This is a genomic window from Streptomyces sp. NPDC006476, from assembly GCF_040612015.1.
Lineage (GTDB): Bacteria > Actinomycetota > Actinomycetes > Streptomycetales > Streptomycetaceae > Streptomyces > Streptomyces griseorubiginosus_B.
This window is the reverse complement of sequence record NZ_JBEXPK010000004.1, coordinates 61,214-87,976: the sequence shown is the minus strand read 5'-3', so window position 1 is coordinate 87,976 and position 26,763 is coordinate 61,214. Positions and strand designations below refer to the sequence as shown.

Annotated in this window: 29 protein-coding genes; 17 read left to right on the top strand and 12 right to left on the bottom strand. The window is 71.5% G+C overall.

Annotation, left to right across the window (positions count from 1 at the left end; all coding sequences use genetic code 11):
- Window positions 1-13: 13 nt before the first annotated feature.
- Window positions 14-1,021, bottom strand: a complete 1,008-nt coding sequence (locus tag ABZZ74_RS06160) for a GNAT family N-acetyltransferase (protein ID WP_356762127.1) — start codon at window positions 1,019-1,021, stop codon at window positions 14-16.
- Window positions 1,022-1,161: 140 nt separating this feature from the next.
- Here ABZZ74_RS06160 and fdxA point away from each other — a divergent pair, with 140 nt between their 5' ends.
- Window positions 1,162-1,479 carry a ferredoxin gene (fdxA, locus tag ABZZ74_RS06155; RefSeq protein ID WP_004926152.1) on the top strand — a complete coding sequence of 106 codons (318 nt, stop codon included), beginning with the start codon at window positions 1,162-1,164 and terminating at the stop codon, window positions 1,477-1,479.
- Between the two features lie 116 nt (window positions 1,480-1,595).
- Window positions 1,596-2,690: a bifunctional succinyldiaminopimelate transaminase/glutamate-prephenate aminotransferase gene (locus ABZZ74_RS06150; protein ID WP_356762126.1), complete on the top strand. Its 1,095-nt coding sequence runs from the start codon at window positions 1,596-1,598 to the stop codon at window positions 2,688-2,690.
- Between the two features lie 73 nt (window positions 2,691-2,763).
- Here the strand turns inward: ABZZ74_RS06150 and ABZZ74_RS06145 are convergent, their stop codons facing one another.
- Together ABZZ74_RS06145 and ABZZ74_RS06140 are read right to left on the bottom strand one after the other, a co-directional pair.
- Window positions 2,764-3,213, bottom strand: a complete 450-nt coding sequence (locus tag ABZZ74_RS06145) for an ATP-binding protein (protein ID WP_356762125.1) — start codon at window positions 3,211-3,213, stop codon at window positions 2,764-2,766.
- Between the two features lie 285 nt (window positions 3,214-3,498).
- Window positions 3,499-4,479: a heavy metal transporter gene (locus tag ABZZ74_RS06140; protein WP_356762124.1), complete on the bottom strand. Its 981-nt coding sequence runs from the start codon at window positions 4,477-4,479 to the stop codon at window positions 3,499-3,501.
- 85 nt (window positions 4,480-4,564) lie between these two features.
- Here ABZZ74_RS06140 and dapE point away from each other — a divergent pair, with 85 nt between their 5' ends.
- Together dapE and ABZZ74_RS06130 are read left to right on the top strand one after the other, a co-directional pair.
- On the top strand, window positions 4,565-5,644 hold the full coding sequence (dapE, locus tag ABZZ74_RS06135) for a succinyl-diaminopimelate desuccinylase (protein WP_356762123.1): 1,080 nt from the start codon (window positions 4,565-4,567) through the stop codon (window positions 5,642-5,644).
- 68 nt (window positions 5,645-5,712) lie between these two features.
- The gene (locus ABZZ74_RS06130; protein WP_356762122.1) at window positions 5,713-6,471 is read left to right on the top strand and encodes a TIGR00730 family Rossman fold protein; all 759 of its coding nucleotides are present in this window, start codon (window positions 5,713-5,715) and stop codon (window positions 6,469-6,471) included.
- Between the two features lie 29 nt (window positions 6,472-6,500).
- On the opposite strand, the gene folP is transcribed toward ABZZ74_RS06130, so the two are convergent.
- A complete protein-coding gene (folP, locus tag ABZZ74_RS06125) occupies window positions 6,501-7,361 on the bottom strand; it encodes a dihydropteroate synthase (RefSeq protein ID WP_356762121.1) in 861 nt (286 codons plus the stop codon).
- A gap of 141 nt (window positions 7,362-7,502) precedes the next feature.
- Between folP and ABZZ74_RS06120 the strand changes: the two genes are divergently transcribed.
- Window positions 7,503-7,859: a DivIVA domain-containing protein gene (locus tag ABZZ74_RS06120; RefSeq protein WP_208781188.1), complete on the top strand. Its 357-nt coding sequence runs from the start codon at window positions 7,503-7,505 to the stop codon at window positions 7,857-7,859.
- Window positions 7,856-8,434, top strand: coding sequence for a DNA-3-methyladenine glycosylase I (locus ABZZ74_RS06115; RefSeq protein ID WP_356762120.1), 579 nt, complete (start codon window positions 7,856-7,858; stop codon window positions 8,432-8,434). The genes ABZZ74_RS06120 and ABZZ74_RS06115 overlap by 4 nt, the downstream gene beginning before the upstream one ends.
- 3 nt (window positions 8,435-8,437) lie before the next feature.
- On the opposite strand, the gene ABZZ74_RS06110 is transcribed toward ABZZ74_RS06115, so the two are convergent.
- The gene (locus ABZZ74_RS06110; RefSeq protein WP_356762119.1) at window positions 8,438-9,241 is read right to left on the bottom strand and encodes an enoyl-CoA hydratase-related protein; all 804 of its coding nucleotides are present in this window, start codon (window positions 9,239-9,241) and stop codon (window positions 8,438-8,440) included.
- 55 nt (window positions 9,242-9,296) lie between these two features.
- On the opposite strand from ABZZ74_RS06110, the gene ABZZ74_RS06105 reads away from it, so the two are divergent.
- Both ABZZ74_RS06105 and ABZZ74_RS06100 read left to right on the top strand, forming a co-directional pair.
- On the top strand, window positions 9,297-9,461 hold the full coding sequence (locus ABZZ74_RS06105) for a hypothetical protein (protein ID WP_356762118.1): 165 nt from the start codon (window positions 9,297-9,299) through the stop codon (window positions 9,459-9,461).
- Between the two features lie 152 nt (window positions 9,462-9,613).
- The gene (locus ABZZ74_RS06100) at window positions 9,614-9,781 is read left to right on the top strand and encodes a DUF3117 domain-containing protein (RefSeq protein ID WP_003966491.1); all 168 of its coding nucleotides are present in this window, start codon (window positions 9,614-9,616) and stop codon (window positions 9,779-9,781) included.
- Between the two features lie 106 nt (window positions 9,782-9,887).
- On the opposite strand, the gene ABZZ74_RS06095 is transcribed toward ABZZ74_RS06100, so the two are convergent.
- Entirely contained in the window at window positions 9,888-10,586 is a 699-nt protein-coding gene (locus tag ABZZ74_RS06095) for an O-methyltransferase (RefSeq protein ID WP_133044473.1), read from the bottom strand.
- Window positions 10,587-10,824: 238 nt separating this feature from the next.
- Here ABZZ74_RS06095 and sigE point away from each other — a divergent pair, with 238 nt between their 5' ends.
- From sigE to ABZZ74_RS06070, 5 genes are all read left to right on the top strand, one after another.
- Entirely contained in the window at window positions 10,825-11,529 is a 705-nt protein-coding gene (gene sigE, locus ABZZ74_RS06090) for an RNA polymerase sigma factor SigE (protein WP_133044474.1), read from the top strand.
- Window positions 11,526-12,512, top strand: a complete 987-nt coding sequence (locus tag ABZZ74_RS06085) for a zf-HC2 domain-containing protein (protein WP_356762117.1) — start codon at window positions 11,526-11,528, stop codon at window positions 12,510-12,512. The genes sigE and ABZZ74_RS06085 overlap by 4 nt, the downstream gene beginning before the upstream one ends.
- A 944-nt stretch (window positions 12,513-13,456) precedes the next feature.
- Window positions 13,457-15,304, top strand: coding sequence for a trypsin-like peptidase domain-containing protein (locus tag ABZZ74_RS06080; RefSeq protein ID WP_356762299.1), 1,848 nt, complete (start codon window positions 13,457-13,459; stop codon window positions 15,302-15,304).
- Window positions 15,305-15,503: 199 nt separating this feature from the next.
- On the top strand, window positions 15,504-15,962 hold the full coding sequence (locus ABZZ74_RS06075) for a sec-independent translocase (RefSeq protein ID WP_356762116.1): 459 nt from the start codon (window positions 15,504-15,506) through the stop codon (window positions 15,960-15,962).
- A gap of 235 nt (window positions 15,963-16,197) precedes the next feature.
- Window positions 16,198-16,863, top strand: a complete 666-nt coding sequence (locus tag ABZZ74_RS06070) for a hypothetical protein (protein WP_356762115.1) — start codon at window positions 16,198-16,200, stop codon at window positions 16,861-16,863.
- 63 nt (window positions 16,864-16,926) lie between these two features.
- On the opposite strand, the gene ABZZ74_RS06065 is transcribed toward ABZZ74_RS06070, so the two are convergent.
- The 3 genes from ABZZ74_RS06065 to ABZZ74_RS06055 are packed head-to-tail and all read right to left on the bottom strand — an operon-like array spanning window position 16,927 to window position 20,009.
- Complete coding sequence (locus tag ABZZ74_RS06065) at window positions 16,927-18,060, bottom strand: Mrp/NBP35 family ATP-binding protein (RefSeq protein ID WP_356762114.1); 1,134 nt, start codon at window positions 18,058-18,060, stop codon at window positions 16,927-16,929.
- Window positions 18,061-18,103: 43 nt separating this feature from the next.
- Window positions 18,104-18,697 carry a DUF1003 domain-containing protein gene (locus ABZZ74_RS06060; protein ID WP_356762113.1) on the bottom strand — a complete coding sequence of 198 codons (594 nt, stop codon included), beginning with the start codon at window positions 18,695-18,697 and terminating at the stop codon, window positions 18,104-18,106.
- Complete coding sequence (locus ABZZ74_RS06055; RefSeq protein WP_356762112.1) at window positions 18,687-20,009, bottom strand: CBS domain-containing protein; 1,323 nt, start codon at window positions 20,007-20,009, stop codon at window positions 18,687-18,689. The genes ABZZ74_RS06060 and ABZZ74_RS06055 overlap by 11 nt, the downstream gene beginning before the upstream one ends.
- Window positions 20,010-20,208: 199 nt before the next feature.
- On the opposite strand from ABZZ74_RS06055, the gene ABZZ74_RS06050 reads away from it, so the two are divergent.
- Window positions 20,209-20,952 (top strand): hypothetical protein, encoded by a 744-nt coding sequence (locus ABZZ74_RS06050; RefSeq protein ID WP_356762111.1) that lies wholly within the window; start codon window positions 20,209-20,211, stop codon window positions 20,950-20,952.
- A 4-nt stretch (window positions 20,953-20,956) separates the two neighbouring features.
- Here ABZZ74_RS06050 and ABZZ74_RS06045 read toward each other — a convergent pair whose 3' ends face one another.
- Together ABZZ74_RS06045 and ABZZ74_RS06040 are read right to left on the bottom strand one after the other, a co-directional pair.
- A complete protein-coding gene (locus ABZZ74_RS06045; protein WP_356762110.1) occupies window positions 20,957-21,472 on the bottom strand; it encodes a hypothetical protein in 516 nt (171 codons plus the stop codon).
- A gap of 22 nt (window positions 21,473-21,494) precedes the next feature.
- Complete coding sequence (locus ABZZ74_RS06040) at window positions 21,495-22,610, bottom strand: magnesium and cobalt transport protein CorA (protein WP_133044484.1); 1,116 nt, start codon at window positions 22,608-22,610, stop codon at window positions 21,495-21,497.
- 485 nt (window positions 22,611-23,095) lie between these two features.
- Between ABZZ74_RS06040 and ABZZ74_RS06035 the strand changes: the two genes are divergently transcribed.
- Window positions 23,096-23,680: a suppressor of fused domain protein gene (locus ABZZ74_RS06035; RefSeq protein ID WP_356762109.1), complete on the top strand. Its 585-nt coding sequence runs from the start codon at window positions 23,096-23,098 to the stop codon at window positions 23,678-23,680.
- Window positions 23,681-23,710: 30 nt separating this feature from the next.
- Here ABZZ74_RS06035 and ABZZ74_RS06030 read toward each other — a convergent pair whose 3' ends face one another.
- A complete protein-coding gene (locus ABZZ74_RS06030) occupies window positions 23,711-24,937 on the bottom strand; it encodes an MFS transporter (RefSeq protein WP_356762108.1) in 1,227 nt (408 codons plus the stop codon).
- Between the two features lie 168 nt (window positions 24,938-25,105).
- Here ABZZ74_RS06030 and ABZZ74_RS06025 point away from each other — a divergent pair, with 168 nt between their 5' ends.
- Together ABZZ74_RS06025 and ABZZ74_RS06020 are read left to right on the top strand one after the other, a co-directional pair.
- The gene (locus tag ABZZ74_RS06025; RefSeq protein WP_356762107.1) at window positions 25,106-25,747 is read left to right on the top strand and encodes a DUF6758 family protein; all 642 of its coding nucleotides are present in this window, start codon (window positions 25,106-25,108) and stop codon (window positions 25,745-25,747) included.
- 147 nt (window positions 25,748-25,894) lie between these two features.
- Complete coding sequence (locus ABZZ74_RS06020) at window positions 25,895-26,752, top strand: PHP domain-containing protein (protein WP_356762106.1); 858 nt, start codon at window positions 25,895-25,897, stop codon at window positions 26,750-26,752.
- Window positions 26,753-26,763 lie beyond the last annotated feature (11 nt).

The following is a 26,763-nucleotide window of genomic DNA, read 5'->3' as shown; positions in this document are numbered from 1 at the left end:
TCACGGCGATCGGTTACCGGCCGCCGCCGGAAGACGACGGCTCCCGGTAGTGGTGGTACGCGTGGTGCGCGGCGAAACCCATCCCGGCGTACAGCGCCCGCGCGCCCGCGTTGTCCGTCTCGACCTGCAGCCACGCGGCCGAGGCGCCCTCGTCCAGCGCCCGCCGGGCCAGCGCGGCCATCACGGTCGTCGCCAGCCCCCGCCGCCGCATCGCCGGGTCCACCTCGACGGCGGCGAAGGAGGCCCACCGCCCGTCCACGACACACCGCCCGATCGCGGCCGGTGCCTCCGCCCCCGGAACCGTCGCGAACCACACCGAGGGCCCGCTGCCGAGCACCTTCAGCGCCACCTCGCTCACCCCCTTGCGCTGGTAGCGCGCGAGCCACGCCTCGTCGGCCTCCCGTGACAGCACGACCCCGGCTCCCTCGGCCCGGTCCGCGACCGGCGCCAGTGCCCCGACCCACACCTCGGCCGTCACCTCACGCACCCAGCCGCGCCGCTCCAGCTCCGCGCAGAGCAGCTCCTGCGTGCCCTCGGCCCCGGTCGCGGCCTGGACGTACGCCGGCAGCCCACGCTCGCCGTACCACCGTCGTACGAGGTCCAGCGCCTCGTCGAGCGGTATACCGGGGTCGCCGAGGGCCAGCACCGAGTTCGCCCGGCGGGTGAAGCCGCCCGCGGCCCGCAGCTCCCACCCCCCGAGCCGCTCGCTCTCCACCGGCCGCCACGCGCGCGAGGCGACGTGCGCGAGCTCCTGGTACGAGGCGGCGGGCCCCCGGCGACGGGCCGGCGCGGCGGGGACGACCTTCCCCGCCACCAGGGCGGATTCCGGGATGCGGACGCTCTCGCCACTCTTCCGTTTGATCAGCAGCACACCGTCGTCCCATGATGTGAGAACACCCACCGTGTCGGTGAACTTCTCGTGCGCCGCTCCGGGATCGCCCAGGCGTCGTACGGAGACTCGTTTACCCACGTCAGCGGGGGTGATCCTGACCTCGAGTCGGCCGGACGCAGAGATTTCCACAGGTCTGTTCACCCCTCCTGTTCGGATCATGCCCAGGAACGGAGATACTAGGGGCGGGCATCGACGACGCCGCGCTCCCGCGCGCCAGGCGGCGGAGCCTGAGGAGGCCCGCCAGCGCCCTATCGAGGAGGAACGACAGCGTGACCTACGTCATTGCGCAGCCTTGTGTCGACGTCAAGGACAAGGCGTGCATCGAGGAGTGCCCGGTCGACTGCATCTACGAGGGCCAGCGGTCCTTGTACATCCACCCGGACGAATGCGTCGACTGCGGTGCCTGTGAGCCGGTCTGCCCGGTCGAGGCGATCTTCTACGAGGACGACACTCCGGAGGAGTGGAAGGACTACTACAAGGCGAACGTCGAGTTCTTCGACGAGCTCGGCTCCCCGGGCGGCGCGAGCAAGCTGGGTCTGATCGAGCGGGACCACCCCTTCATCGCCGCGCTCCCGCCGCAGGCCTGACAGGGCGGCGAGCCCGCAGCGTTCTCTGCCGCCTCGGTCCCGTGCGGCCTGATCACCCCTGATCAGCCGCGCGGGACCGAGGCGTTCGCGCACGACCCGAAAGTGAGCGTCAGACCGTGTCCGCAGTCTCCGACCGCCTGCCCACCTTCCCCTGGGACAAGCTGGAGCCCTACAAGAAGAAGGCCGCCGCGCATCCGGACGGCATCGTCGACCTCTCCGTCGGCACGCCGGTCGACCCGGTCCCCGACCTGATCCAAAAGGCGCTGATCGACGCGGCGGACTCCCCGGGCTACCCGACGGTCTGGGGCACCCCGGCGCTGCGGGACGCGATCACCGGGTGGCTGGAGCGCCGGCTGGGCGCCCGCGAGGTCACCCACCGCCACGTCCTGCCGATCGTCGGCTCCAAGGAACTCGTCGCCTGGCTCCCGACCCAGCTGGGCCTCGGCCCCGGCGACCGGGTCGCCTACCCGCGCCTGGCGTACCCCACGTACGAGGTGGGCGCCCGGCTGGCCCGCGCCGAGTACGAGGCGTACGACGACCCCACGGAGCTGGACCCCGAGGGCCTGAAGCTGCTCTGGCTCAACTCGCCCTCCAACCCCACCGGCAAGGTCCTCTCACAGGCCGAACTGACGCGCATCGTCGCCTGGGCCCGCGAGCACGGCGTCCTGGTCTTCTCCGACGAGTGCTACATCGAGCTGGGCTGGGAGGCGGACCCGGTCTCGGTCCTGCACCCCGAGGTGAACGGCGGCTCGTACGAGGGCATCGTCTCCGTGCACTCGCTCTCCAAGCGCTCCAACCTGGCCGGTTACCGCGCCGCCTTCTTGGCCGGCGACCCGGCGGTCCTCGCGCCCCTGCTGGAGATCCGCAAGCACGGCGGCATGATGACGTCGGCGCCCACACAGGCGGCGGTGGTGGCGGCCCTCGCCGACGACACCCACGTCCAGGAGCAGCGGGAGCGTTACGCCTCCCGCCGCGAGGCGCTCCGCGGGGCCCTGCTGAACCACGGCTTCAGCCTCGAGCACAGCGAGGCGAGCCTCTACCTGTGGGCGACCCGGGACGAGTCCTGCTGGCAGACGGTCTCCCACCTCGCCGACCTGGGCATTCTGGTGGCCCCGGGCGACTTCTACGGCCCGGCGGGCGAGAGGTTCGTACGCGTGGCACTGACGGCGACGGACGAACGGGTGCGGGCTGCCGTGCGGAGGCTTGTCTGAGGTCATGACGAAGCGACGGGGTCCAGGAAGACACCCTGGACCCCGTCGCCGTTCCGGCACAGCGCAGCCGATGTCAGCCGACCGGCAGGCCCTTCACCGGCAGGGTCTTGCCCGTCGGCAGGCCGCCCTTGGTCAGCGAGTCCGTCGGCAGCCCACCCTTCGTCGCCGTCTTCGCGGTGTCACCGAGGACCCCGCCGGCCGACCCCGCCGCGTCCCCCGCGGTCTTCTGCGCCGCGGGCGTCGCCTTCTTCACGGCCTGGCCGCTGGTCTTCCCGGCGGCCGGTAGCGCCTTCTCCACCGTCTTGCCACCGGCGCTGCCCGCGACCTTGGTGACGTTCTGCGTCGCGGCGTCGACGGTGTTGCCGACGTGCGCCCCGTCCAGGGCGGTCAGCCCGCCGAGGTTGGGCGTCGCGGGCAGTTCGGTGGCCGCGCTCGCGGAGCCGGCCGCACCGACCCCGGCAGCCACTCCCGCTGCGGTGAGCAGCGCGGCACGGGCGATCCGGCGGGTCAGAGGGAGGGACATGATGCTCCTGTTGATCGACTGGATGTTGATCGTCCGGGCTCGGACGCAGTGACTACCGCTCGAAACCCGCGAAGGTTGCGGAGGCCGAACGTAAAGAGTTGGCAATGCGTCGCATAATCAGCTGCGCACAAAAACGGGCAAACGGCGCCCGGTCCGAAAGTCTGCCGAACCCTTACAGCCCTTTGTCCCCAAGGGTTGTGACGGATCCGGGAGTGACGGCACGAAAACCTGCGCACACCACGGAACCCGGGCGGCCCGAGTGACCCGCGCGAGTGAAGACCCGTACTACTGCCCGGTCACGATCCGCACCGCGGCCTTGGCGGCTCCGCCGGTCTCCTGCGAACCGGCCGTGCGCCAGCGGCTGTCGGTGTTCCCGGCGGTCCACTCCCGCCCGCCGAACGAGACCCGCTCGATGTGCAGCGCGGTCGCGTTGGCCACGGCCCAGTGCGCCACCTGCCACCCGCGCTGGCCGGCGGTCCGCCCCTTCGCGGGGGTCTTGTCGGCGGCCACGGGAACCGTCACCGTGCGCGTGCCCGACGCCGCGGCCGTCGGCGTCGGCGAGGGCGTCGAGGCGTGCTTCTTCCGGCTCACCTCGGCCCCGGCCGGCTGCAGCACGTCCCGCCCGAAGTCCCGTACGAGAGCCGCCCGTACGGCGTCGGGCCCCACGGCCTGCACGGTGGTGGTGTCCGGGCGGCCCTGGCAGGTCAGGGTGGCCGGCGCGTGCCCGGTGAGGGCGGCGGCCAGCAGCGCGGCGTCCGGCTCGTGCTTGGCGTAGGCCTCCGGGAAGCCGCTGCGCTGCACGCGCTGCGCGGCCACGGTGAGCGGGAGCTTCTGGTAGTCGGGCACCTTGGCCAGGTGCTCGTAGAAGACGCCCGCCGCGTACGTCGGTTCCAGGATCTGCTGCGGCTTGCCCCAGCCCTGCGAGGGCCGCTGCTGGAAGAGGCCGAGGGAATCCCGGTCGCCGTGCTGGATGTTGCGCAGCCCCGACTCCTGCAGCGAGGTCGCCAGTGCGATCGTCACCGCCCGCTCGGACATCCCGCGCCCGGTGCCGACAGCGGCGATCGTCGCCGCGTTCACCGCCTGCTCGGGAGTGAACTCGTACGCCTCGCCGTCGCTCTTGCCCGAGACCACCTTGCAGCCGGGGCCGTGCCCTCCGGTGACGTACTGCACCACGAGATAGCCCGCGACGGCGAGCAGGACCACGAAGGCCGCCCCGATGCGAAGGAGACGGCCGCGGCGCTTGAGGGTGGGAGACGGCTCTGGCACGCCGTACAAGGTAGCGGAGGCCGCTGTGACTGCTGCCGCGGGTGTGGACAACTGATGAAGGCGCTGGCGGGATAGGGTCTGGGGCATGGCCGACACCTCGATTGACCTCACCCTGAACGCGGCCGAGCTCACCGCGCGGCTCGTCGACTTCCCCTCCGAGAGCGGCACCGAGGAGCCCCTCGCCGACGCGATCGAGGCCGCCCTGCGCACGCTCGGGCACCTGACGGTCGACCGGTACGGCAACAACGTGGTCGCACGGACGAACCTGGGCCGCCCGGAGCGTGTCGTCCTTGCCGGGCACATCGACACCGTCCCGATCGCCGACAACGTCCCCTCCTGGCTGGACGACGACGGCGTCCTGTGGGGCTGCGGCACCTGCGACATGAAGTCCGGGGTGGCGGTCCAGCTGCGCATCGCGGCCACCGTCCCCGAACCCAACCGGGACCTGACCTTCATCTTCTACGACAACGAAGAGGTCGAGGCCGAGCGCAACGGACTCAAGCACGTCTCCGAGGCCCGCCCGGAGTGGCTGGAGGGCGACTTCGCGGTGCTGCTGGAGCCGTCGGACGGCCAGGTCGAGGGCGGCTGCCAGGGCACGCTGCGGGTGCTGCTGAAGACCAGGGGCGAGCGCGCCCACTCCGCGCGCAGCTGGATGGGCTCCAACGCGATCCACGCGGCCGCCCCGATCCTGGCCCGGCTGGCCTCCTACGAGCCCCGCTACCCGGTGATCGACGGCCTGGAGTACCGGGAGGGCCTGAACGCGGTGCGGATCTCGGGCGGGGTGGCCGGCAACGTCATCCCCGACGAGTGCGTGGTCACGGTCAACTTCCGGTACGCGCCGGACCGCAGCGAGGAGGAGGCGATCGCCCACGTCCGCGAGGTGTTCGCGGACTGCGGGGTCGAGGAGTTCGTGGTCGACGACCACAGCGGCGGCGCGCTGCCCGGCCTCTCCCATCCGGCCGCGGCGGCCTTCATCGAGGCGGTCGGCGGCACCCCGCAGCCCAAGTACGGCTGGACCGACGTCTCCCGTTTCTCCGCCCTCGGCATCCCCGCGGTCAACTACGGTCCCGGCAACCCGCACTTGGCGCACAAGCGGGACGAACGGGTCGAAACGGCGAAGATCCTCGCGGGTGAGGAGCGGCTGCGCGCCTGGCTGACACGCTGAGGTCCCCCCTCCGTAACCCGCGTAGATCTACGCTGAGGTGGAAACACCTGCAAGTGGAGGGAGCGCACATGGCTACCGGGAACCCCGAGGGCAAGAAGGTGCCGCCGGACGAGCAGCGCCTGGGACCGGTCCTCCGACGGCGGGGACAGGTGACGGCGAGCACCACGGACCAGCGGCTGCTGGACGCGGGCGGCCCCTCGGACTGGGTCCACACGGACCCGTGGCGCGTGCTGCGCATCCAGTCGGAGTTCATCGAGGGCTTCGGCACGCTCGCCGAACTCCCGCCCGCGATCAGCGTCTTCGGCTCGGCCCGCACCCCCGTCGACTCCCCGGATTACGAGGCCGGTGTACGGCTGGGCAGCGCGCTGGTCGACGCCGGGTGGGCGGTCATCACGGGCGGCGGCCCCGGCGCCATGGAGGCGGCCAACAAGGGCGCGTTGGAGGCGGGCGGCATCTCGGTCGGCCTCGGCATCGAGCTGCCCTTCGAGCAGGGCCTCAACCCCTACGTCGACATCGGCCTCAACTTCCGCTACTTCTTCGTCCGGAAGATGATGTTCGTCAAGTACGCGCAGGGTTTCGTCGTCCTCCCGGGCGGACTCGGCACCCTGGACGAACTCTTCGAGGCCCTCACCCTCGTCCAGACCCAGAAGGTCACCCGGTTCCCGATCGTCCTCTTCGGCACCGAGTACTGGGGCGGCCTGGTCGACTGGCTCAAGAACACCCTGGTCGCCCAGGGCAAGGCGGCGGAGAGCGATCTGCTGCTCTTCCACGTGACGGACGAGGTCGAGGAAGCGGTGGCCCTGGTGTCGAAGGAAGCGGGCCGCTGACCGTCCGCGCGTGACCGGGGGCCGGCGCCCTACGCCAGCCCCCGCCGGGCCACCGCCGGAGGACGGTGACCCGCGATCGACGCCACCATGTCGAGCACCTGACGCGTCTCCGCCACCTCGTGCACCCGGTACACCTGTGCCCCCAGCCAGGCGGAGACGGCGGTGGTCGCCAGCGTCCCCACCACCCGCTCCTTCACCGGCTTGTCCAAGGTCTCGCCCACGAAGTCCTTGTTGGACAGCGACACCAGCACCGGCCAGCCCGTGTCGACCATCTCGCCCAGCCGCCGCGTCGCCTCCAGGCTGTGCCGCGTGTTCTTCCCGAAGTCGTGCCCGGGATCGATCAGCACCGACTCCCGCGGCACCCCGAGCCCCACGGCCCGCTCGGCCAACCCCAGGGTCACCCGCAGGATGTCGGCCATGACGTCGTCGTACGACACCCGGTGCGGACGCGTCCGCGGCTGCGCGCCTCCGGCGTGCGTGCACACCAGCCCCACCTTGTACCGGGCGGCGACCTCCGCGAGCCCAGGATCCACCCCGCCCCAGGCGTCGTTCAGCAGGTCGGCCCCCGCCTCGCACACGGCCTCGCCGACCTCCGCCCGCCAGGTGTCCACGCTGATCACGACGTCCGGGAAGCGCCGGCGGACCTCCGCCACGAACCCGACGGTCCGGCGTGCCTCCTCCGCGGCGCTCACCTCGTCACCGGGACCCGCCTTCACACCGCCGATGTCGACGATCGCGGCCCCCTCCGCCACCGCGTGCTCCACGCGCGCGAGGGCGGGCTCGTCGCGGAAGGTCGCCCCCTGGTCGTAGAAGGAGTCCGGGGTCCGGTTCACGATCGCCATGACCACCGGCTCGTGCGCCTCGAACTCCCGCCTGCCCAGCCTGAGCATCCGCTGTGACCTCTCCTAGGACGACCTGGGTGTTCCGGCCTTTCGGCCGCCTGTGACCCTAACTGTCAGAGTCGCATGGCACGATCGGACCCTGACACATCCAGCTTCCGTACATCGAGCGTGGGGACCACAGCGATGGTTATGTTCTTGTTCCTCGTCGTCGCTCTCGCCGTCGTGGTCGCCGCGGTGACACTGGCCGTGGTGGGCGGCGGGGAGGGCGACGGACCGCTGCCCGAGGTGGCCCCCGAGCGCCTGCAGGACCCCCTGCCGCCGGACCGCCCGGTCGGCCGCGCGGACGTCGACGCGCTCCGCTTCCCGCTCGCAGCGCGCGGCTACCGGATGGCGGACGTCGACGACGCCCTCAACCGGCTCGCCGCCGAACTGGCCGAGCGGGACGCCCGGATCGCCGACCTGGAGTCCGCGCTGGCGGGCGCCCGGGCGGCGGCCCACCACGTCTCCATGGAGAAGCCGGGGCACGGTCAGGAGGGCCACCAGTGACCGACGGCGCCGCGATCGCCGGCCCGGACGGAGCGCTGCGCTGCCCCTGGGCCCTGTCCACCGAGGACTACGTGGCCTACCACGACGAGGAGTGGGGCCGCCCGGTCCACGGCGACGACGCGCTCTACGAACGCCTCAGCCTCGAGGCCTTCCAGTCCGGCCTGTCCTGGATCACCATCCTGCGCCGCCGGCCCGGCTTCCGGGCCGCGTTCGCCGACTTCAGGATCGAGAAGGTCGCCGCCTTCACGGAGACGGACCGCGCCCGCCTCCTCACCGACCCGGGCATCATCCGCAACAGGGCCAAGATCGACGCGACGCTCGCCAACGCGCGGGTGCTGGCGGAGTGGGCGCCGGGCGAGCTGGACAGCCTGATCTGGTCCCACGCGCCGGAGCCCGGACCGGCGCCGAGGACCCTGTCGGACGTCCCGCCGGTCACCCCGGAGTCCACGGCCCTGTCCAAGGCGCTGAAGAAGAGAGGCCTGCGTTTCGTGGGGCCGACCACGGCGTACGCCCTGATGCAGGCGTGCGGCCTGGTCAACGACCATCTTCAGACGTGTGTCGCGAGGGAGGGCTGATCCTCAGCGGCCCAGGTACTTCGGCTTCTCCTTGTTGACGAACGCCTGCACCGCGATCATGTGGTCCTCGGAGGACCCGGCCCGCGTCTGCAGCTCGTCCTCCTTGTCCAGCGTCTCGTCGAGGGAGTGCGTCAGGCCGTACGCCATGGCCTCCCTGAGGGCCGCGTAGGCGACCGTCGGCCCCTCGGCCAGCGCCCGCGCCACCTTCTCCGCCTCGGCGTGCAGCTCAGCAGCCGGTACGAGACGGCTGGCGATCCCCAGCTCGTACGCCTCCTGGGCCTTGATACTGCGGGGGAAGAGCAGCAGGTCGGCGGCCCGGCCCGGGCCCACGACCCGCGGCAGCGTCCAGGACATCCCGGAGTCCGCGGTCAGGGCGACCCCCGCGAACGACGTGTTGAAGGCGGCGGTGTCGGCCACGACCCGGTAGTCGGCCACCAGCGCCAGCCCGAATCCCGCCCCCGCCGCGACCCCGTTCACCCCGGCCACCACAGGCTTCGCCATCCCGGCCAGGGCCCGCACGATCGGGTTGTAGTGCTCACGCACCGTGCTCATCGTGTGTCCGGAGCCGGTCTCCCGGTCCTGTGCCAGCAGCCCGATATGCTCCTTGAGGTCCTGACCGACACAGAACGCCCGCTCACCGGCGGCCGTCAGCAGCACCGCCCGGACGGCCGCGTCGCCCGCCGCCTCCTGGACCGCCTCCCGCAGCGCGACCTTCGTCGGGATGTTCAGCGCGTTCATCGCCTCGGGCCGGTTCAGGGTGATCGTCGCGAGCCCGTCGGTCACCTCGTAGAGCACCGTGTCGGCCATGGTCCGTCCCCTCCGTTGGTACGACCGGTCAGTACGTCTTCGTACGAAGGACAGCATGACGGAGATCGCCGTCCGCGCACCGGACCTGACGTGTGACCTGTGTCAAAGAATTCTCGGCGGTTTCCGGTGCGCGGAAGTCCGCGCGGCCGCGCAGTATCGCAGTCACATCGCCGAATTGGGTGGTTTTGCTCGCGCGCGTTGCCCAAGCGATGCCGACTGATGTTGGTCATCGGGTCCTGAGATGCGAGATAATGGCTTGGAAGCAATGTGTTCGATGCCGGTGTCGCGTGTCCAAGTCCCACGCCTGGACCGCGCGTGCCCTCCAGGGCCGTCGGCTTTGACGATGAGCTGGTTTCAGGAAGGGGAACGAGCATGGCGGCCATGAAGCCGCGAACGGGTGATGGCCCGCTCGAGGTGACCAAGGAGGGGCGGGGCATCGTCATGCGCGTTCCGCTCGAAGGCGGCGGTCGGCTCGTCGTCGAGCTGACCCCAGACGAGGCCGACGCGCTCGGCGACGCCCTCAAGAAGGTCGTCGGCTGACGCGGAAGCGACCATACCCTTTCGACAACCCCGGCATCCAAGTGGTGCCGGGGTTGCTCTGTGTGGGCCTCGTCACCGCCCCGGCGACGTCACCCTGAGGGGCCGGTCAGCGCTTCACGGCGCACAGCAACCCGTCGCCCACCGGCAGCAGTGACGGCAGCAGCTCCTGGCTCTCCCGCACCGCCCGCAGCAGCTCCCGCAGCCGCAGGACCTCCGTCGGCTGGGGCCCCGAATCGACCGTGCGGCCGTTCGCGAAGACCCCCTCGAAGACCACCAGACCCCCCGGACGGAGCAGGCGCAACGATTCAGCGAGGTAGTCCATGACCTCCTGCCGGTCGCCGTCGCAGAAGACGAGGTCGTAGCCGGCGTCCGCGAGGCGGGGCAGCACGTCCAGGGCGCGGCCCGGGATGAAGCGGGCGCGGTTGCTGGCGAAGCCGGAGGCCCGGAAGGCCTGACGGGCGAACTGCTGGTGCTCCGGCTCGGGGTCGACGGTGGTCAGGACGCCGTCCGGGCGCATCCCGTGCAGCAGGTGGATACCGGAGACGCCGGTGCCGGTCCCGATCTCGGCCACCGCCTTCGCGTCCACGGAGGCCGCCAGCAACCGCAGCGCGGAGCCCGTGCCGGGCGACACCGAGCGCAGCCCCGCCTCACGGGCCCGGTCGCGGGCCCAGCGCAGCGCTTCGTCCTCGGCGGCATAGGCGTCGGCGAACGCCCAGCTTGCCTGCCGGTTGCCGGTAATGACCCTCTCCTGTCCCCGCGGTTGCCTGGGCGTGACTGTATCCGTTGGGCCCGGGAACCCGCAGATGGGACCAGGCGTTTAGAGGGGTGGAGACGACGGCGGGGGGACACAGTTGGATCACGACGACGGTCGGGCGCTCGAGGAACCGCGGACGCGGCGGCACGAGCCGGAGCAGCCCACATCAAATTCTCGTAAAACCGCTTATCCGGTCCTAACGGGCGAGGTGGCTATGGTAGGGGCTCCACTGGACACCACCAGAGATGACAGGGGAGGTGCGGCCGCGCCCAACGGGGACCGGGGTGGAGTGCTGCGGCGCTTCCTCGGATCAGCGGGCAGGCCGAAATCCGTGAACGACACCGCTGCTGACCCCAGCCACGCCGCTGACCACGCCCAGACCGCGACTTTCTCCACCGACGCGGACGGGCAGGCGTGGACTCCGCCCACGTGGGAGGAGATCGTCAGCATGCACAGTGGCCGCGTCTACCGGCTGGCGTACCGCCTGACCGGTAACCAGCACGACGCCGAGGACCTCACCCAGGAGGTCTTCGTCCGCGTCTTCCGCTCCCTGTCGACCTACACGCCGGGCACCTTCGAGGGCTGGCTGCACCGCATCACCACCAACCTCTTCCTCGACATGGTCCGCCGCAAGCAGCGCATCCGCTTCGACGCCCTCGGCGAGGACGCGGCAGAGCGCCTGCCCAGCCGCGAGCCCACCCCGCAGCAGGCCTTCAACGACGCCCACTTCGACGCGGACGTCCAGCAGGCCCTCGACACCCTTGCGCCCGAGTTCCGCGCCGCGGTCGTCCTGTGCGACATCGAAGGACTGTCCTACGAGGAGATCGCCGCGACCCTCGGCGTCAAGCTCGGCACGGTCCGCTCCCGGATCCACCGCGGCCGCTCCCAGCTGCGCAAGGCCCTCGCACACCGCGCGCCGCAGACCCGGAGCTCCGAGCGCCGCTCCTTCGTGCCCAGGGTGGCCGCTCTGGGAGGAGGGGGCGCGACCGCGTGAGTGGATCACGACCCGACCCCGTCGAACGGCGCCTCGCCGAGCAGCATCTGGGAGACCGACTCTCCGCCCTGGTGGACGGAGAGCTCGGTCATGAGACCCGTGAGCGAGTCCTCGCCCACCTGGCGACCTGCGCCAAGTGCAAGGCCGAGGCCGACGCGCAGCGGCAGTTGAAGAGCGTCTTCGCGGAGGCGGCCCCGCCGCCTCCCTCCGAGAGTTTCCTCGCGCGGCTTCAGGCGCTGCCCGGGGGAGGTGATCCGGACGGCGGTGGCTCGCCGTTCGGCGGGGGAGGATTCGACGGCCTGTCCGGAAGACCCGGCGGCTCCGCGCTCCCCGGGGTCTTCGGCCTGAAACGCCCCGAGCGTTTCGCCTTCGACTACACGCCCGCCGCGCCGCACACCGCCCCCACCCCGGCCCTCCCCGCCTCCGACCACGGCTTCCGCATCCATGACGTCGGCCGGCCCGAGACCGACCGCTCCGCCTCGCGCGGGATGCGGTTCGCGTTCGTCGCCGCCGGGGCGGTCTCGCTCGCCGCGATCGCGCTCGGCGGGGTCACGACGGGCGCGGCGACGGACACGGCCGGGGACGCCCGCGGGGGCTCCGGCGCGGGCAGCAATGTGACGCCGGCGCGTACGCCGGGGACGGGGGCCGCGACGGCGCCCGAGAGCCAGCGGCGCCGTGGCGCGGGGCCCCTGCTCACCCAGGGCCAGGGCGGTCGCTCGCTCGGCGACACCCCGGTGGCCCCGACCCAGGTGTCCGCACCGCTGCTGCCGGGCGTGCCCAGCCCTGCCGCGGCGGACCGGACCATGCACACGCTGACGGCGCCCGTCGTGGCCGGCGCCGCGGTGATGTCCCCGCTCATACGTCCGCTCAGCATGCCCTCGCCGCTGCCGCTGACGCTGACCTCGGGGTCGGCGCGACCCGAGGCCACGACGCCCCTCCTCGCCGCACCCGTCCCCGACGCGACCACCGACCCCACTCGCTGACCGGCCCCTGCGCCCCCGCTCGGGAACCTGGTTGAATCCACGGTGAACCGCGTCTGCGCCCTGTGTCGCCGACGCGGAACCGACAAACCGCGTCCGCGACGGGCTGCGCCGCGGTCACCTGTGGGGAGATCATGAACGAGGGGAAGCCCACAAGGCCGAAGTGGTGGCACCGGGGGGTTCGCGAGACGGGCACCGGCCACGCGGACGCGACGCCGACGGATCCGCCGCTCGCCTCGACGCCGACACTGACGGAGCCGGAAGCCCATGGCGACGCCGAGGGCGACTTCCGTCTGGCCCTACCGGTCCAGGACCGGGGCCCGGCTGCGGCGATATTGGACGGCGACTTCGAGTTGGCGCGCCCGACAGCGGGGGGTGGCACCGGCGGGGCAGCGGTGGGTGGCAGCGGCGGGGCAGCGGAGGTTGGCACCGGCGCGGCAGCGGTGGCTGGCACGGGCGGGGCAGCGGTAGGTGGGACCGGCGGGGCAGCCGAGGTTGGCGCCGACGGGCATTCTGCCGCGGGTACCACCGACGCGCCTCGAGCGGCCGCCGACGGCGACTACGAACTGCCCCTTCCCCGGGCGGCGACCGACACGGGGGAGACTCCGCGACAGACACCCGGACCGGAGCCGGAGCCCGAGACGCCGGGCGGGTCTGGGGTCCTGGCCGGAGCGGAGCTGTTGACGCCGGCTGTGGCCATGGGGGAGGCGGAGGCGCCGGCGGAGGCCGTCGTGGCGATGCCGGCTGTGGTCAAGGCGGAGGAGCCGACGGAGGCCAAGGTCCCGGTGGAGCCGGAGACCCCGGATGACGATGGAGCGCGGGCGGAGGCGGAGTCGTCGGCGGCTGATGTGGCCACGGGAGAGGCGGAGACGCCGGCGGAGGCCAAGGTCCCGGTGGAGGCGGAGACGCCGGGTGACGCTGTGGTGCAGGTGGATGGCGTCGCGGAGATGCGGGCTGTCCCCCTGGGGGACGCGGAGCCGCCGGCTGTGACTGAGGCGCGGGCGGAGCGGCCGGCTGAGGCCGAGGCGTTGGCGGACTCGGCTGTTGGGGCCGGTGCGCGGGCGGAGATACCGGCTGAGGTCGAGGCGCCGGCGGCGATCGCTGTCGTAGAGGCGCAGGCGGAGCGGCCGGATGAGGCGGCCTCGGCCTCGGGTGACTACGTCACGCCCCGTCCAGCCGCCGCACCCGAACCACACCCGACCCCCGCCACCCGTCCGACCCCCCTCCACGACTCCGACCCCTACAGCACCCCGCCCTACGGCGAACCCGGACCCTGGGCCCCCGCGCCCCCGGTCCAGCACCCCGCCGCTCCACCGACGCAGGACACGCCGATTCCGCCCCCGCACAGCGGACCGGGCCCCCACACCACGCCCCCCGTCGGCCCCACGCCCGCGCCGCTGCCAGACCCGGCTCTGTCGGCACCGGTCGTTGCCACGTCCGCGCCCGCGCGCTTGCCTGACCCGGCTCCCACGGCCCCCGTCGTTCCACCCCCCGGTCCACTGCCCGACCCAACACTCGCACCCCCGACCGGCCTCACCCCGCCACCCCCACAAGACCCCGGCTCCACCCCCACCCCCATCTCTTCACTCGACCCCACCCCCAACCCCTGGCAGAACTACGACCCCTGGGCCCCCGCCCCCTTCCAGCAGAGCGGTGTCGGTGTTGATGACAAGGACACGCGACGTCGGCGGCTGCGTAGGAGGCTTGTGAGCGGAGCTGTCGCGCTGGCGCTGGTGTCCGGTGGGGTCGGTGGGATCGTCGGGGCCTATTTGGAGCGGGACGGCGGGCTCGGGACCGTGACGCTGCCGCAGGCCGGGAAGGAGCCCGCGGGGCGGGCGCCGGACAGTGTGGCCGGCATCGCCGCGCGAGCCCTGCCCAGCGTGGTCACCCTGAATGTGACCGGCGTTGAGGAGTCCAGCACCGGCACCGGCTTCGTCCTGGACGACGTCGGGCACATCCTCACCAACAACCACGTCGTCGAGCCCGCCGGGTCCAGCGGCAAGATAACCGTCACCTTCAACAGCGGCGACACCGCCAAGGCCACCGTCGTGGGCCGGGACAGCGGTTACGACCTCGCCGTCGTGAAGGTCACCGGAGTACGCGGGCTCAAGCCCCTGCCGCTCGGCAACTCCGACAACGTCCAGGTCGGCGACCCCGTCGTCGCCATCGGCGCCCCCTTCGACCTGGCCGGCACCGTCACCTCCGGCATCATCAGCGCCAAGGAGCGCCCGATCACCGCCGGCGGCGACAGCACCGACGGGACCGACGTGTCGTACGTGGACGCGTTGCAGACGGACGCGCCCATCAACCCCGGCAACTCCGGCGGCCCCCTCCTCGACTCCCGGGGCCGGGTCATCGGCATCAACTCCGCGATCCGGTCCGCCGACGACGGCTCGGACTCCGGCAGCGGCCAGGCCGGTTCCATCGGCCTCGGCTTCGCGATCCCCGTCAACCAGGCCAGGCGTGTCGCCGAGGAACTGATCAACACCGGCAAGGCCACGCACCCGGTCATCGGCGTCACCCTCGACATGAACTACACCGGCGACGGCGCCCGCGTCGGCAAGAAGGCCGCCGGCGGGGGCCCCGCCGTCACCGCGGACGGCCCCGGAGCCAAGGCCGGCATCAAGGCGGGCGACGTCATCACCGCGGTCGACGGCGTGCGCGTGCACTCCGGCGACGAACTGATCGTCAGGACCCGCGCCCACCGCCCCGGCGACCGCCTGCGGCTGACCGTGCGCCGGGGCGGCGGCGAGCGGACGATCTCGCTGGTCCTCGGGTCCTCGGACAGCAACTGACAGGAACCTCACAGATGGGTTCCAAATCGCTGCCCCGCAAGGCAAACATCCCGGAAAACCGCCACCCGGACGCACTCGGAACCCTCGGGACAGTACCGGTCGTACGGGATCGCCGGGTACCGTGGATCCGGCCCGGACCACGGAAGACCCGCACAGACCGCCGAGGGCCGAGGACCGAGGACATCGCAAGGAGCTTCAGGTGTTCAATGACATAGGACCGCTCGAGCTGCTGACGATCATTGTGCTCGCCGTGCTCGTCTTCGGTCCGGACAAGCTCCCGAAGGTCATCCAGGACGTCATGCGGACGATCCGGAAGATCCGAGAGTTCTCGGAGAGCGCCAAGGCGGACATCCGGCAGGAACTGGGCCCGGAGTTCAAGGACTTCGAGTTCGAGGACCTCAACCCCAAGACCTTCATCCGCAAGCACCTGGACAGCGAGGACCTGGGGCTGAAGGAGATCCGCAACGGCTTCGACCTGAAGAAGGAGATGGCCGAGGTCACGGAGGCGGTCCAGAGCTACGACACCGACGGTCCGTCCTCGTCCTCCACGCCGTCCTCCTCTTCCTCGTCGTCTTCCTCGTCCTCCGGTGGCCGCATCGACATGACGAAGAAGCCCGAGGAAGACGACCGGCCGCCCTTCGACGCGGACGCCACCTGAGCCGTACCGCCCGTGGCAGCGGGGGGCGCCGAAACCGTCGTACGTGACGCGTTTCATACTCCGTCGCGCCCTCTCGCGGCCTGAACCCGCCCCATGCGCGACCCACGCGCCGGTAGGTTTCCCGGCTGCCCGGAGCGGGGTGGCTATGCTGCCGAGTTGTTGTGCGGACCGGACGAGTCAGCCCGAAGGGGGGCGGGCCGCTCCGGTCCGACGAGAGCGAGGAGGCGTCCGGGCAATGGAGACGACGAGTCGGGCAGTCGCGCAGGCGCCGGCCGCGGAGGGCGGACAACAGGTCCCCTCCGCCCGGCGCACGGTCGACGGCTACCTGCAGGCGCCCTTCCCGTGGTACGGCCTCGACGAGGCCTTCACGGGGCCGCGCTGGCTGATGCAGGTCGGAACGGCGGCCGACGGTGCCGTCGAACACGGGTCGATCGGGCACGGCGACGAGCCCTCGGTCAAGAACGAGGTCGGATCCGCCGGTGAGCCGCGGGAGAAGTTCGCGGTCGTGGTGACGGTCGCGGCGAACCCCTCCCGCAGGAGCGCCGACGGTACGGGGCTGCTGGAGGCCACGTCGGTCTCCTCGGCGGCGTGGCTGGCCGGGGTGGGGCTGCTGTCGTTCACCTGGCCCGGACAGATGGACCACAGCCTCCGGGACGACTGGCTGGAGCAGCAGACGGAGACGGCGTGGGCGCTGGCCGACGATCTCGCGGGCCCCGAGTGGTCGACGCTCTCCCTGCCGGTGGACGGCGTGCCCACCCCCTTCCACTACCGCGAGTCCGAGTTCGGCTGGGTGCTCGCCGGGTCCACGCAGGCAGGGGTGCACGTGGGGGCGTACGGGAGAGGGATGAGCGCGTACGGTCTCGGCTTCGCCATGATCAAGGACATCGGCGAGTACGCCTGACGACGGCGAGACGACGAAGGGGCACCGTCCGCACCGGATGGCGCCCCACAGTCGTACGAAGTCCTAGAACTTGTTCTTCGGCGTGATCCCCAGGGACAGCCCCGAAAGGCCGCGCTGCCGTCCGCCCAGCTTGCCCGCGATGCCGCGCAGGGCCGCGCCCGCCGGGCTCTCCGGGTCGGTCAGGACCACCGGCCTGCCCTCGTCGCCGCCCTCGCGCAGGCGGACGTCGATCGGGATGGAGCCGAGGACGGGAACCGTCGCGCCCGTCGTGCGGGTGAGGCCGTCGGCGACCGTCTGGCCGCCGCCAGTGCCGAAGACGTCGACCATCTCGCCGCAGTGCGGGCAGGGCAGACCCGACATGTTCTCGACCACGCCGACGATCTTCTGGTGGGTCTGCACGGCGATGGAGCCCGCGCGCTCGGCGACCTCCGCCGCCGCCTGCTGAGGCGTCGTCACGACCAGGATCTCGGCGTTCGGGACCAGCTGGGCGACCGAGATCGCGATGTCACCGGTGCCGGGCGGCAGGTCGAGCAGCAGCACGTCCAGGTCGCCCCAGTACACGTCCGCGAGGAACTGCTGCAGCGCCCGGTGCAGCATGGGGCCACGCCAGACCACCGGCGCGTTGCCCGGCGTGAACATGCCGATGGAGATGACCTTCACGCCGTTCGCCGACGGCGGCATGATCATGTTCTCGACCTGGGTGGGGCGGCCGTCCGCGCCGAGCATGCGCGGCACGCTGTGGCCGTAGATGTCGGCGTCGACGACACCGACCTTCAGACCGTCAGCGGCCATCGCCGCCGCCAGGTTCACCGTCACGGACGACTTGCCGACGCCGCCCTTGCCGGACGCGACCGCGTACACCCGGGTGAGCGAGCCGGGCTTGGCGAACGGGATCTCCCGCTCGGCCTGGCCGCCGCGCAGGGAGTTCGCCAGCTCCTTGCGCTGCTCGTCGCTCATCACGTCCAGCGAGACGTCGACGCGGGTGACGCCCTCGACCCGGGAGACCGCATCGGTCACGCGCTGGGTGATGGTCTCGCGCATGGGGCAGCCGGAGACCGTCAGGTACACGGTCACCGCGACCGCCCCGTCCGCGCCGATATCGACCGATTTGACCATCCCGAGCTCGGTGATGGGTCGGTTGATCTCGGGGTCGTTCACCGTCGCCAGTGCCTCGCGCACCGCGTCTTCGCTAGCCATAAGGACGATGGTACGGCTCGGTAGCCTGGCCCCGGTAAGCCCGTCACCGGTCGTCTACGTCACGTCCGCGGGACCGTTCTGCCGGGAATACGGCATGTTCGTGGTGCCCGTCCTTGCGGTAGTCCAGCTCCTTCATCAGGTCCTGCAGCTCGGAGCGGATCCAGTCGCGGGTGGCGACCTCGCCGAGGCCGATGCGCAGGGCGGCGATCTCCCGGGTCAGGTACTCGGTGTCGGCGATGGACCGCTCGTTCTGCTTGCGGTCCTGCTCGAGGTTGACCCGGTCGCGGTCGTCCTGCCGGTTCTGCGCGAGCAGGATCAGCGGGGCCGCGTAGGAGGCCTGCAGGGACAGCATCAGGGTCAGGAAGATGAACGGGTAGTTGTCGAAGCGCAGGTCCTTCGGCGCGAAGACGTTCCACGCCACCCACAGGATGATGACGACCGTCATCCAGACGATGAACCGTCCGGTGCCGAGGAAACGCGCGATGCGCTCCGACAGCCGCCCGAAGGCCTCGGGGTCCCACTCGGGAACCAGTCGCCGGCGCGGCGCGCGCGGCTGGTCCAGGCGCACCCGGGTGCGCGCGGTCGCCGTCGCGCCCGCCGGGGTGCGCTCGCGGGTGCTCTCACGCTCAGGCGTCATGAGCGGCCACCCCCTCGGCTTCCTCGTCACCGGTGTTCTCGCCGTCGGCGTCCTCGTCCAGGTGGAACTCGGTCTCCCGCCAGTCCTCGGGCAGCATGTGGTCGAGTACGTCGTCCACGGTCACCGCGCCGAGCAGCGACCCGGACTCGTCCACCACGGGCGCCGCGACCATGTCGTACGTGGCGAAGAACCCGGCGACGACGGGCAGCTCCGCGTCGGGGTCGAGCGGTTGCAGGTCGTCGTCGATGATCGAGCTGACCAGCGTGTACGGGGGGTCGCGCAGCAGCCGCTGAAAGTGGACCGTGCCCAGGTACTTGCCGGTCGGTGTCTCGTCCGGCGGGCGGCAGACGTAGACCTGGGCGGCGAGGGCCGGGGAGAGGTCGCGGTTGCGGACGCGGGCGAGCGCGTCGGCGACGGTGGCGTCCGGCCGCAGCACGATCGGCTCGGTGGTCATCAGACCGCCCGCCGTGTGCTCCTCGTACGACATCAGGCGCCGCATGTCGGCGGCGTCGGAGGGCTGCATCAGGCTCAGCAGTCGCTCCTTGTCCTCCTCCGGCAGTTCGGAGAGCAGGTCAGCCGCGTCGTCGGGGTCCATGGCCTCCAGCACGTCGGCGGCCCGCTCCTCCTTCAGCTTGCCGAGGATCTCGATCTGGTCGTCCTCCGGGAGCTCTTCGAGGACGTCGGCCAGCCGGTCGTCGTCGAGGGCGGCGGCGACCTCGGCGCGGCGCTTGGGGGAGAGATGGTGCAGGACGTTCGCCAGGTCCGCCGGGCGCAGCTGCTCGAAGGTGGCCAGGAGGCTCTCCGCGCCCTGTCCGTGCTCCTCCAGGGAGAAGCCGGTGACGGCGGACCACTCGACGGTCAGCTGCTCGCCCTTGGCCCTCCTGAAGGCGCCGGCCTTGCGGCCCTTGCGGACGAAGACGCGGTCGACCTCCCACTCCCGGCGGGCCGGCAGCTGGGCCACGGACATGTCGAGGACCGTGACCTCCTCGCCGGTCTCGACGAGGGTGACCCGGCGGTCCAGGAGCTCGCCGAAGGCGAGCCGTTCCGTGGGCCGTTGCTCGAAGCGGCGGACGTTGAGCACACCGGTGGCGATGACCTGGCCGGACTCGATGCTGGTGACCCGGGTCATCTGCAGGAAGATGCGGCGCCGGGTGGGCAGTTCGACGACGAGGCCGAGCACGCGTGGGGGGCGGCGGCCGACGCGCAGCATCACGACCAGGTCGCGCACGCGGCCCACCTGGTCGCCGTTGGGGTCGAAGACGGGGACGCCGGAGAGGTGCGAGACGAAGATCCGGGGGGCGGCGCCTGCCATGGTCGTGCTTCCTTTTCGTGCGGGGTTCGTGGGGCTGTGCTGTTCCGAATTGCCCGCTCGGGTGGGCTTCAGGCTAGCCCGTCCCGATCGGATATGCCCTGGTGGACGGTCCGGACGGACCGGCTCCGCCGGTGGCCGCCGACCCCTGTAGGGTGCCGAGCACCGTTCAGGACAGCCGTTGAGAAAGGCAGCCGTGTCTGTGACTGCGAGGTCCGAGGGCCGTACTCGTCGGGCGGTGGTGGCTGGTGCCGTGTGTGTGCTGGTCGTGACGGGGAGCGGGTTTCTGACGGGGTGCGGTGAGGACCCCGACGCGGGCACGAACGGGGTCGGCAAGCTGTCCGCCGACACGATCCAGTCCAGAACGCGCACGGCCGCGCGGTCCGCGTCCGCCGTACGGCTCGCCGGAGACGTCGTCACCAATGGCCGTACGTACCGGCTCGACATGCGGCTGAAGCCCGAGGGGGCGACCGGGTCGGTCACCTCCAAGGGAGTGGCCTTCGGGCTGCTGCGCATCGGCGGGCGGCTGTATCTGAAGGCCGGCGCGGGCTTCTGGAACCACGCCGACGGGGACCACGGCACCTCGGCGGCGGGCAAGCTCGACGGCAAGTACGTGAAGGTGCCGCAGGGCGACCCCGCGTACAAGAAGTTCAGCGGTTTCACGGACAAGGACGTCCTCCTCGAGGGGCTGCTCGCCCTGCACGGTTCGCTGGCGACGGACGGGCACCACGAGCAGGCGGGTACCCGCACGATCCGCATCACGGGTGACAAGGGCTCAGGGGGCACGCTGGACGTGTCCCTGGAGGGCAGGCCGTATCCGCTGCGCCTGCAGCGCGCGGGCGGCGCGGGCACGCTGACCTTCTCGGCCTGGGACAAGGACTTCACCCTGGCGGAGCCGGGCAAGGACGAGACCGTGGACTACGGCAAACAGCTGCCGGCGTCCTGAGGGCTCATCGGCGGCGCTTCTTCTTTTTCAGCAGCAGCCGGGGCAGCCCCGCGGGGACGGGCCTGCGGGTCGTGGCCGGCGTCGGCAGGGGCGCCTCGGCCAGGCTGTCGTCGGGCAACGGCGTTGTCGTCCCGGTCGGTTCGAGCCGCAGCACCCGGCAGGTGCGGGCCCAGCGCTCGGTCATCGCCTCTCCGTCGGGCGCGTTGAGCCGCTTGCCCTTCAGTTCGGCGACCGTCGCATCCCAGGCCTCCGTACCGGACGCGAGTTCGACGACCTTCGCGGACCAGGAGACCAGCCGGCCCCCCTTGTCCTTGCTGCGCACGGTGACCTCGGCGGTCGTGCCGTCGGCCAGTCCCGGCAGCGGCTGCTCGCCCGGTCCGTCGCCCACGACACACGCGGCACCCTCGTGCCACACGTGCCACAGCGCGCGGGCCGGCCCGCCCGGGCCGCGGACCCACACGAGCCCGGACTTCTTGGTGGCCTCCTCGACGAGGGCCTGGTCGAGCAGCTCGCTTGTCATGGCCGAAGCCTATCCAGACGGCTCACAGCCAGCCGTTGCGCTTCAGCGCCCGGTGGATGCCGACACAGAGCACGACCGTGAGGCCGAGGACGGTCGGATAGCCGTAGCGCCAGTGCAGTTCGGGCATGTGGTCGAAGTTCATGCCGTAGACCCCGGTCACCATCGTCGGTACGGCGATGATGGCGGCCCAGGCGGTGATCTTCCGCATGTCCTCGTTCTGCGCGACGGACGCCTGCGCGAGGTTGGCCTGGAGGATCGAGTTGAGCAGTTCGTCGAAGCCGACGACCTGCTCCTGCACGCGGGCGAGGTGGTCGGCGACGTCCCGGAAGTACTTCTGGATGTCGGGGTCGACCAGCCGCATGGGCCGCTCGCTCAGCAGCTGCAGCGGCCGCAGCAGCGGCGCCACCGCCCGCTTGAACTCCAGCACCTCGCGCTTGATCTGGTAGATCCGCGCCGAGTCCACACCGCGGGCGACGCCGCCGCGGCCCGGGGAGAAGACCTCGGTCTCCACCTCGTCGATGTCGTCCTGCATGGCGTCGGCGACCGCGAGATAGCCGTCCACGACATGGTCGGCGATCGCGTGCAGCACCGCCGAGGGGCCCTTGGCGAGCAGCTCGGGATCGTCCTGCAGACGGTGCCGGAGGGCGCGCAGGGAGCCCTGGCCGCCGTGCCGGACGGTGATGAAGAAGTCCCGTCCGGTGAAGCACATGACCTCGCCGGTCTCGACGATCTCGCTGTTGGCGGTGAGCTCGTCGTGCTCGACGTAGTGGATGGTCTTGAAGACGGTGAACAGGGAGTCGTCGTAGCGCTCCAGCTTGGGCCGCTGGTGGGCCTGGACGGCGTCCTCGACGGCCAGCGGGTGCAGCCCGAACTCGCTTGCGATACCGGAGAATTCGGCCTCGGTCGGCTCGTGCAGACCGATCCAGACGAAGCCTCCGTCGCGGCGCACCTGGCGCATGGCCTCGTGCGGGGTGAGCGCCTGCGGTGTCTGGACGCGGGCCCCGTCCCGGTAGACGGCGCAGTCGACGACGGCCGACGGGGTGCCGGGGTCGCGTGTCGTGTCGTACGCGCCGGTGTCCTTGCGCAGGGAGATGCGGGACGGGCGGACTGCGGCACGCAGGTCACGGATCATCGACATGGCTGGCTCCTTCGTGGCAGGCAGCGAAAGGGCGCCGACGACGGGTGGAACTGCCCGGAATGGGGACGTCCTGACTTCGGGTGTTTGGCACGTCCACAAAGCGGGGAGCACCGCACCGTCGCGGTGGCGAGTTTCGCTGCTGGTTCAGATCAGACAGATCAGGCACAACGAGACGAAGTGCTCTTCCGCATGAGGACTCGTGAAGACTTGAGCGTGAAAGGCGGCGGTCAGCCCAGGCCGGATCAGCTGTATCAGCGGCGGGAAGAGCGAGTGGTACTGCACGGGTGACTTCGATCCATGACAGCCCCACCTCCTCCGGCCGGTCCCTCGTAAGGGACGTTCCATTCCCGTAAGGGAGTCCAACTGGTGTCGGGACTCGATCGCGACGCCAATGCGTGCTGCCCGAACGACCGGGCCAGAGTACCAGTCGCCCAAACTGTCAAGGCGCTGCTTTGCCCGGTACTGACGAGTTCTATGCTCGCCGCATGGTTGATGTTCTTCCTCTGGTCGAGGCAAGGTTGCGCACCGCGCTGGGCGAACCGGACGCCCGCGCGGCGGTCACGTTCCTCGGCACGGACCGCATCGAGGTGCTCCGCTTCCACGAGGGCGACATCGTCCGCTACGCCACGCTCGGCATGTCCGCGCAGCCGATGAGCGACCCCACGGCGACGCTCGCCGACCCGGTGAAGGGACCCCGCGCGGAGCTGGTCCTCTCGGTGCGCGCGGGCCTCGCCGACACCGACAAGGCGCTGCGCCCGCTCGCCGTGCTCGCCGCGTCTCCGCAGGTCGAGGGGGTGATCGTGGCCCCGGGCGCGTCCCTCGACATCGGTGAGCCGCTGTGGCCGGGCGCCCCGTTCAGCTCCGTCCTGGTCGCCGAGCCCGGCGGCCTGGTCGAGGATCTCGCCCTGGACGAGCCGCTCGACCCGGTCCGCTTCCTGCCGCTGCTGCCCATGACGGCGAACGAGGCCGCCTGGAAACGCGTCCATGGCGCCCAGGCCCTCCAGGAGCGCTGGCTGACGCACGGGACGGACCTGAGGGATCCGTCCCGCGCGTCCGTCTCCCTGGCGTGAGCAAGCTCACCAACGGACGGCCGGATTCCGTCAGTTGGCAAAGACGGTGACACCGTCCTCGGACGCGTGCTTCGTCTCCAGCTCCTCGGCCTCGTGCGTGAGCGCGTTCCGTCGTACGAGGATCACGAGCGCGCCGACCGCGGCCGTCACCGCGGCCACCACGAACGGGATGTGGATGTCGGTCCACTCCTCGATCTTCGGCGCGAAGTAGGGAGCCGCGGCCGCAGCGAACCAGCGCACGAAGTTGTAGCCGGCGCTCGCCACCGGGCGCGGGGCGTCCGAGACGCCGAGCGCCAGTTCCGTGTACACCGTGTTGTTCACGCCGATGAAGGCGCCGGACAGGACGGTGCAGACGACCGCCGTGGTGTGGTCGCCGTAGCCGAGGACGAGCACGTCGACCGCGAGCAGCACCAGCGAGCCGCCGAGCACCTTCAGCGAACCGAACCGCTTCTGCAGGCGCGGCGCCACGATCACCGAGAAGACGGCGAGCAGTACGCCCCAGCAGAAGAACACGGCACCCGACTTGTAGGGCGTCATGTTCAGCACGAACGGCGTGAAGGCCAGCACGGTGAAGAACGTGTAGTTGTAGAAGAACGCCGAGACGGCGGCGGAGGCGAGGCCCCCGTGCCCGAGCGCCTTGATCGGGTCGAGCAGCGAGGTCTTGCGCGCGGGCTTCGGCTGCTCCTTCAGGAACGCCGTGATGCACAGGAAGCCGACCGCCATCAGGAAGGCCGTGCCGAAGAACGGGTAGCGCCAGCTCTGGTTGCCGAGCAGTGCGCCCAGCAGCGGGCCGCAGGCCATGCCGAGGCCCAGGGCCGACTCGTACAGCAGGATCGCCGCGGCGCTGCCGCCCGCCGCCGCGCCGACGATGACCGCGAGCGCCGTCGAGACGAACAGGGCGTTGCCGAGGCCCCAGCCCGCGCGGAAGCCGACGAGTTCGCCGACCGAGTCCGAGGTGCCGGCCAGGCCCGCGAAGACGACGACGAAGGCGAGGCCGAGCAGCAGCGTCCTGCGCCCGCCGATCCGGCTCGAGACGAAGCCGGTGACCAGCATCGCCACGGCCGTGATCAGGAAGTACGAGGTGAAGAGCAGGGAGACCTGGCCGGCGGTGGCGTTCAGGCCCTTGGCGATGGACGGCAGGATCGGGTCGACGAGTCCGATGCCCATGAAAGCCACGACGGACGCGCCGGCCGTCGCCCACACGGCCTTCGGCTGCCGCAGGATGCCGCCCGCTCCCGCGTCGAAGGGGTCGTCCATGCTTCCTCCACTCCGGGTCGATTTAGTTGCTATATACACATAGTAAGTTAGGGCGGCTAATAGATGCAAGTGGCATCTAGTTGGGCCGGTGCGGAATCAGGTGAGGGTTCCGTCCGGTCGGGTGATCGTCCTTGACGTGAGGGTGCCGGGGTAGGACCGTGGGGCCCTATGAGGGGCGAACCCAGTTGCCCGAAGTGTGGTGGCCGGGTCAGGGCTCCCGGACTCTTCGCCGATTCGTGGCAGTGCGATGAGCACGGCACCGTGCACCCGGTGCAGCCCGTGGTCCCGCCCAGCGTCGAGGCCCTCAGTGTCGTGGTGCACCGCACTCAGGTGCCCGTGTGGATGCCGTGGCCCCTCCCCGTCGGCTGGCTGTTCACGGGCGTGGCCTGCGCCGGCGACGACCGGCACGGCGGCCGCGCCACCGCGGTGGCCTGCTCGGGGCCGGGACCGCTCGGGGGGATAGGGGAGCTGATCCTGGTCGCCGAGGAACTGGGCGTCGGTCTCGGCGCGCGGTACGCGGGCATCGCCGGCCCGGACCCGGGGCCATACATGAGCGTCGAGAAGCCGCCCCAGGCCAAGGTCCTGGCGGGCGGCCGCCCCACCCCCCTCTGGCATGTCGCCGCCACCCCCGACGACCGCGCGGTCTTCGCCGGCGAGGCGCTCGGGCTGTGGCTGTGGGCCGTGGTCTGGCCCGAGCAGTCCGGGCTGCTGATGTACGACGAGCTGGTGCTGACGGATCTGCGCGAGGCGGGGGCGGAACTCGAGCTCGTCCCCTGCGGGGCGTTGTCGCCGCGCCTGCTGGAGCCGTAGCGCCCACGGAGGGCAAGGGTGCTGTCTCATGGGCGGCTGCGGCTCGTCCTGGGTCGGTCGCGCGGTTCCCCGCGCCCCTGGGGTGGGTGGAGCGTGTCGTATTCTTGAGCGTCCCGTTCCGTTTCGTCATCGCCTGGAGTTCGCGTCGTGCGTGTTGATCTGCACTGCCACTCCACCGCTTCCGACGGTACGGACACCCCCGCCGAGCTGGTCCGCGCCGCCGCGGCGGCCGGGCTGGACGTCGTCGCACTGACCGACCACGACACCACCCGCGGGTATGCCGAGGCGATCGCCGCGCTGCCCGCCGGGCTGACCCTCGTCACCGGCGCCGAACTGTCCTGCCGTATCGACGGCATCTCGATGCACATGCTCGCCTACCTCTTCGACCCCGAGGAGCCGGCGCTGCTCGCCGAGCGCGAGCTGGTGCGCGACGACCGGGTGCCTCGGGCGCGCGCGATGGTCGACCAGCTGCGGGATCTGGGCGTGCCGGTCACCTGGAAGCAGGTGGCGCGGATCGCCGGGGACGGGTCGGTCGGCCGGCCGCATGTGGCCACCGCTCTGGTCGAGCTGGGCGTCGTGCGGAGCGTGGACGAGGCGTTCACCGCCGACTGGCTGGCCGACGGCGGACGGGCCTACGTGCCGAAGCACGAGACGGACCCGTTCGAGGCGATCCGGCTGGTCAAGGCCGCCGGCGGCGTGACGGTGTTCGCACATCCGGGCGCCAGCAAGCGCGGCCGGACCGTGCCGGAGCCGGCGATCGCCGAGATGGCCGCCGCCGGGCTCGACGGCATCGAGGTCGACCACATGGACCACGACCCGGAGACCCGGGCGCGGCTGCGGGGACTGGCCAAGGAACTGGGGCTGCTGACCACCGGGTCCAGCGACTACCACGGCAGCCGCAAGACCTGCGTGCTCGGGGAGTACACCACGGACCCCGAGGTGTACGGCGAGATCACGCGCCGGGCGACCGGGGCGTTCCCGGTGCCGGGGACCGGCGGAGCCTGACGCCCGCCCAC

Excerpts from the sequence above, each read along its gene's own strand:
- ABZZ74_RS06035 (WP_356762109.1), top strand. The coding sequence starts at position 23,096 with ATGGTTGATGTTCTTCCTCTGGTCGAGGCAAGGTTGCGCACCGCGCTG.
- ABZZ74_RS06030 (WP_356762108.1), bottom strand. The coding sequence starts at position 24,937 with ATGGACGACCCCTTCGACGCGGGAGCGGGCGGCATCCTGCGGCAGCCG.
- ABZZ74_RS06100 (WP_003966491.1), top strand. The coding sequence starts at position 9,614 with ATGGCGGCCATGAAGCCGCGAACGGGTGATGGCCCGCTCGAGGTGACC.
- dapE (WP_356762123.1), top strand. The coding sequence starts at position 4,565 with ATGGCCGACACCTCGATTGACCTCACCCTGAACGCGGCCGAGCTCACC.
- ABZZ74_RS06110 (WP_356762119.1), bottom strand. The coding sequence starts at position 9,241 with ATGGCCGACACGGTGCTCTACGAGGTGACCGACGGGCTCGCGACGATC.
- ABZZ74_RS06055 (WP_356762112.1), bottom strand. The coding sequence starts at position 20,009 with ATGGCAGGCGCCGCCCCCCGGATCTTCGTCTCGCACCTCTCCGGCGTC.
- ABZZ74_RS06145 (WP_356762125.1), bottom strand. The coding sequence starts at position 3,213 with ATGTCCCTCCCTCTGACCCGCCGGATCGCCCGTGCCGCGCTGCTCACC.
- ABZZ74_RS06130 (WP_356762122.1), top strand. The coding sequence starts at position 5,713 with ATGGCTACCGGGAACCCCGAGGGCAAGAAGGTGCCGCCGGACGAGCAG.
- ABZZ74_RS06040 (WP_133044484.1), bottom strand. The coding sequence starts at position 22,610 with ATGTCGATGATCCGTGACCTGCGTGCCGCAGTCCGCCCGTCCCGCATC.
- ABZZ74_RS06080 (WP_356762299.1), top strand. The coding sequence starts at position 13,457 with ATGCGGGCTGTCCCCCTGGGGGACGCGGAGCCGCCGGCTGTGACTGAG.
- ABZZ74_RS06070 (WP_356762115.1), top strand. The coding sequence starts at position 16,198 with ATGGAGACGACGAGTCGGGCAGTCGCGCAGGCGCCGGCCGCGGAGGGC.
- folP (WP_356762121.1), bottom strand. The coding sequence starts at position 7,361 with ATGCTCAGGCTGGGCAGGCGGGAGTTCGAGGCGCACGAGCCGGTGGTC.
- ABZZ74_RS06025 (WP_356762107.1), top strand. The coding sequence starts at position 25,106 with ATGAGGGGCGAACCCAGTTGCCCGAAGTGTGGTGGCCGGGTCAGGGCT.
- ABZZ74_RS06045 (WP_356762110.1), bottom strand. The coding sequence starts at position 21,472 with ATGACAAGCGAGCTGCTCGACCAGGCCCTCGTCGAGGAGGCCACCAAG.
- ABZZ74_RS06105 (WP_356762118.1), top strand. The coding sequence starts at position 9,297 with ATGACGGAGATCGCCGTCCGCGCACCGGACCTGACGTGTGACCTGTGT.
- ABZZ74_RS06120 (WP_208781188.1), top strand. The coding sequence starts at position 7,503 with ATGTTCTTGTTCCTCGTCGTCGCTCTCGCCGTCGTGGTCGCCGCGGTG.
- ABZZ74_RS06060 (WP_356762113.1), bottom strand. The coding sequence starts at position 18,697 with ATGACGCCTGAGCGTGAGAGCACCCGCGAGCGCACCCCGGCGGGCGCG.
- ABZZ74_RS06065 (WP_356762114.1), bottom strand. The coding sequence starts at position 18,060 with ATGGCTAGCGAAGACGCGGTGCGCGAGGCACTGGCGACGGTGAACGAC.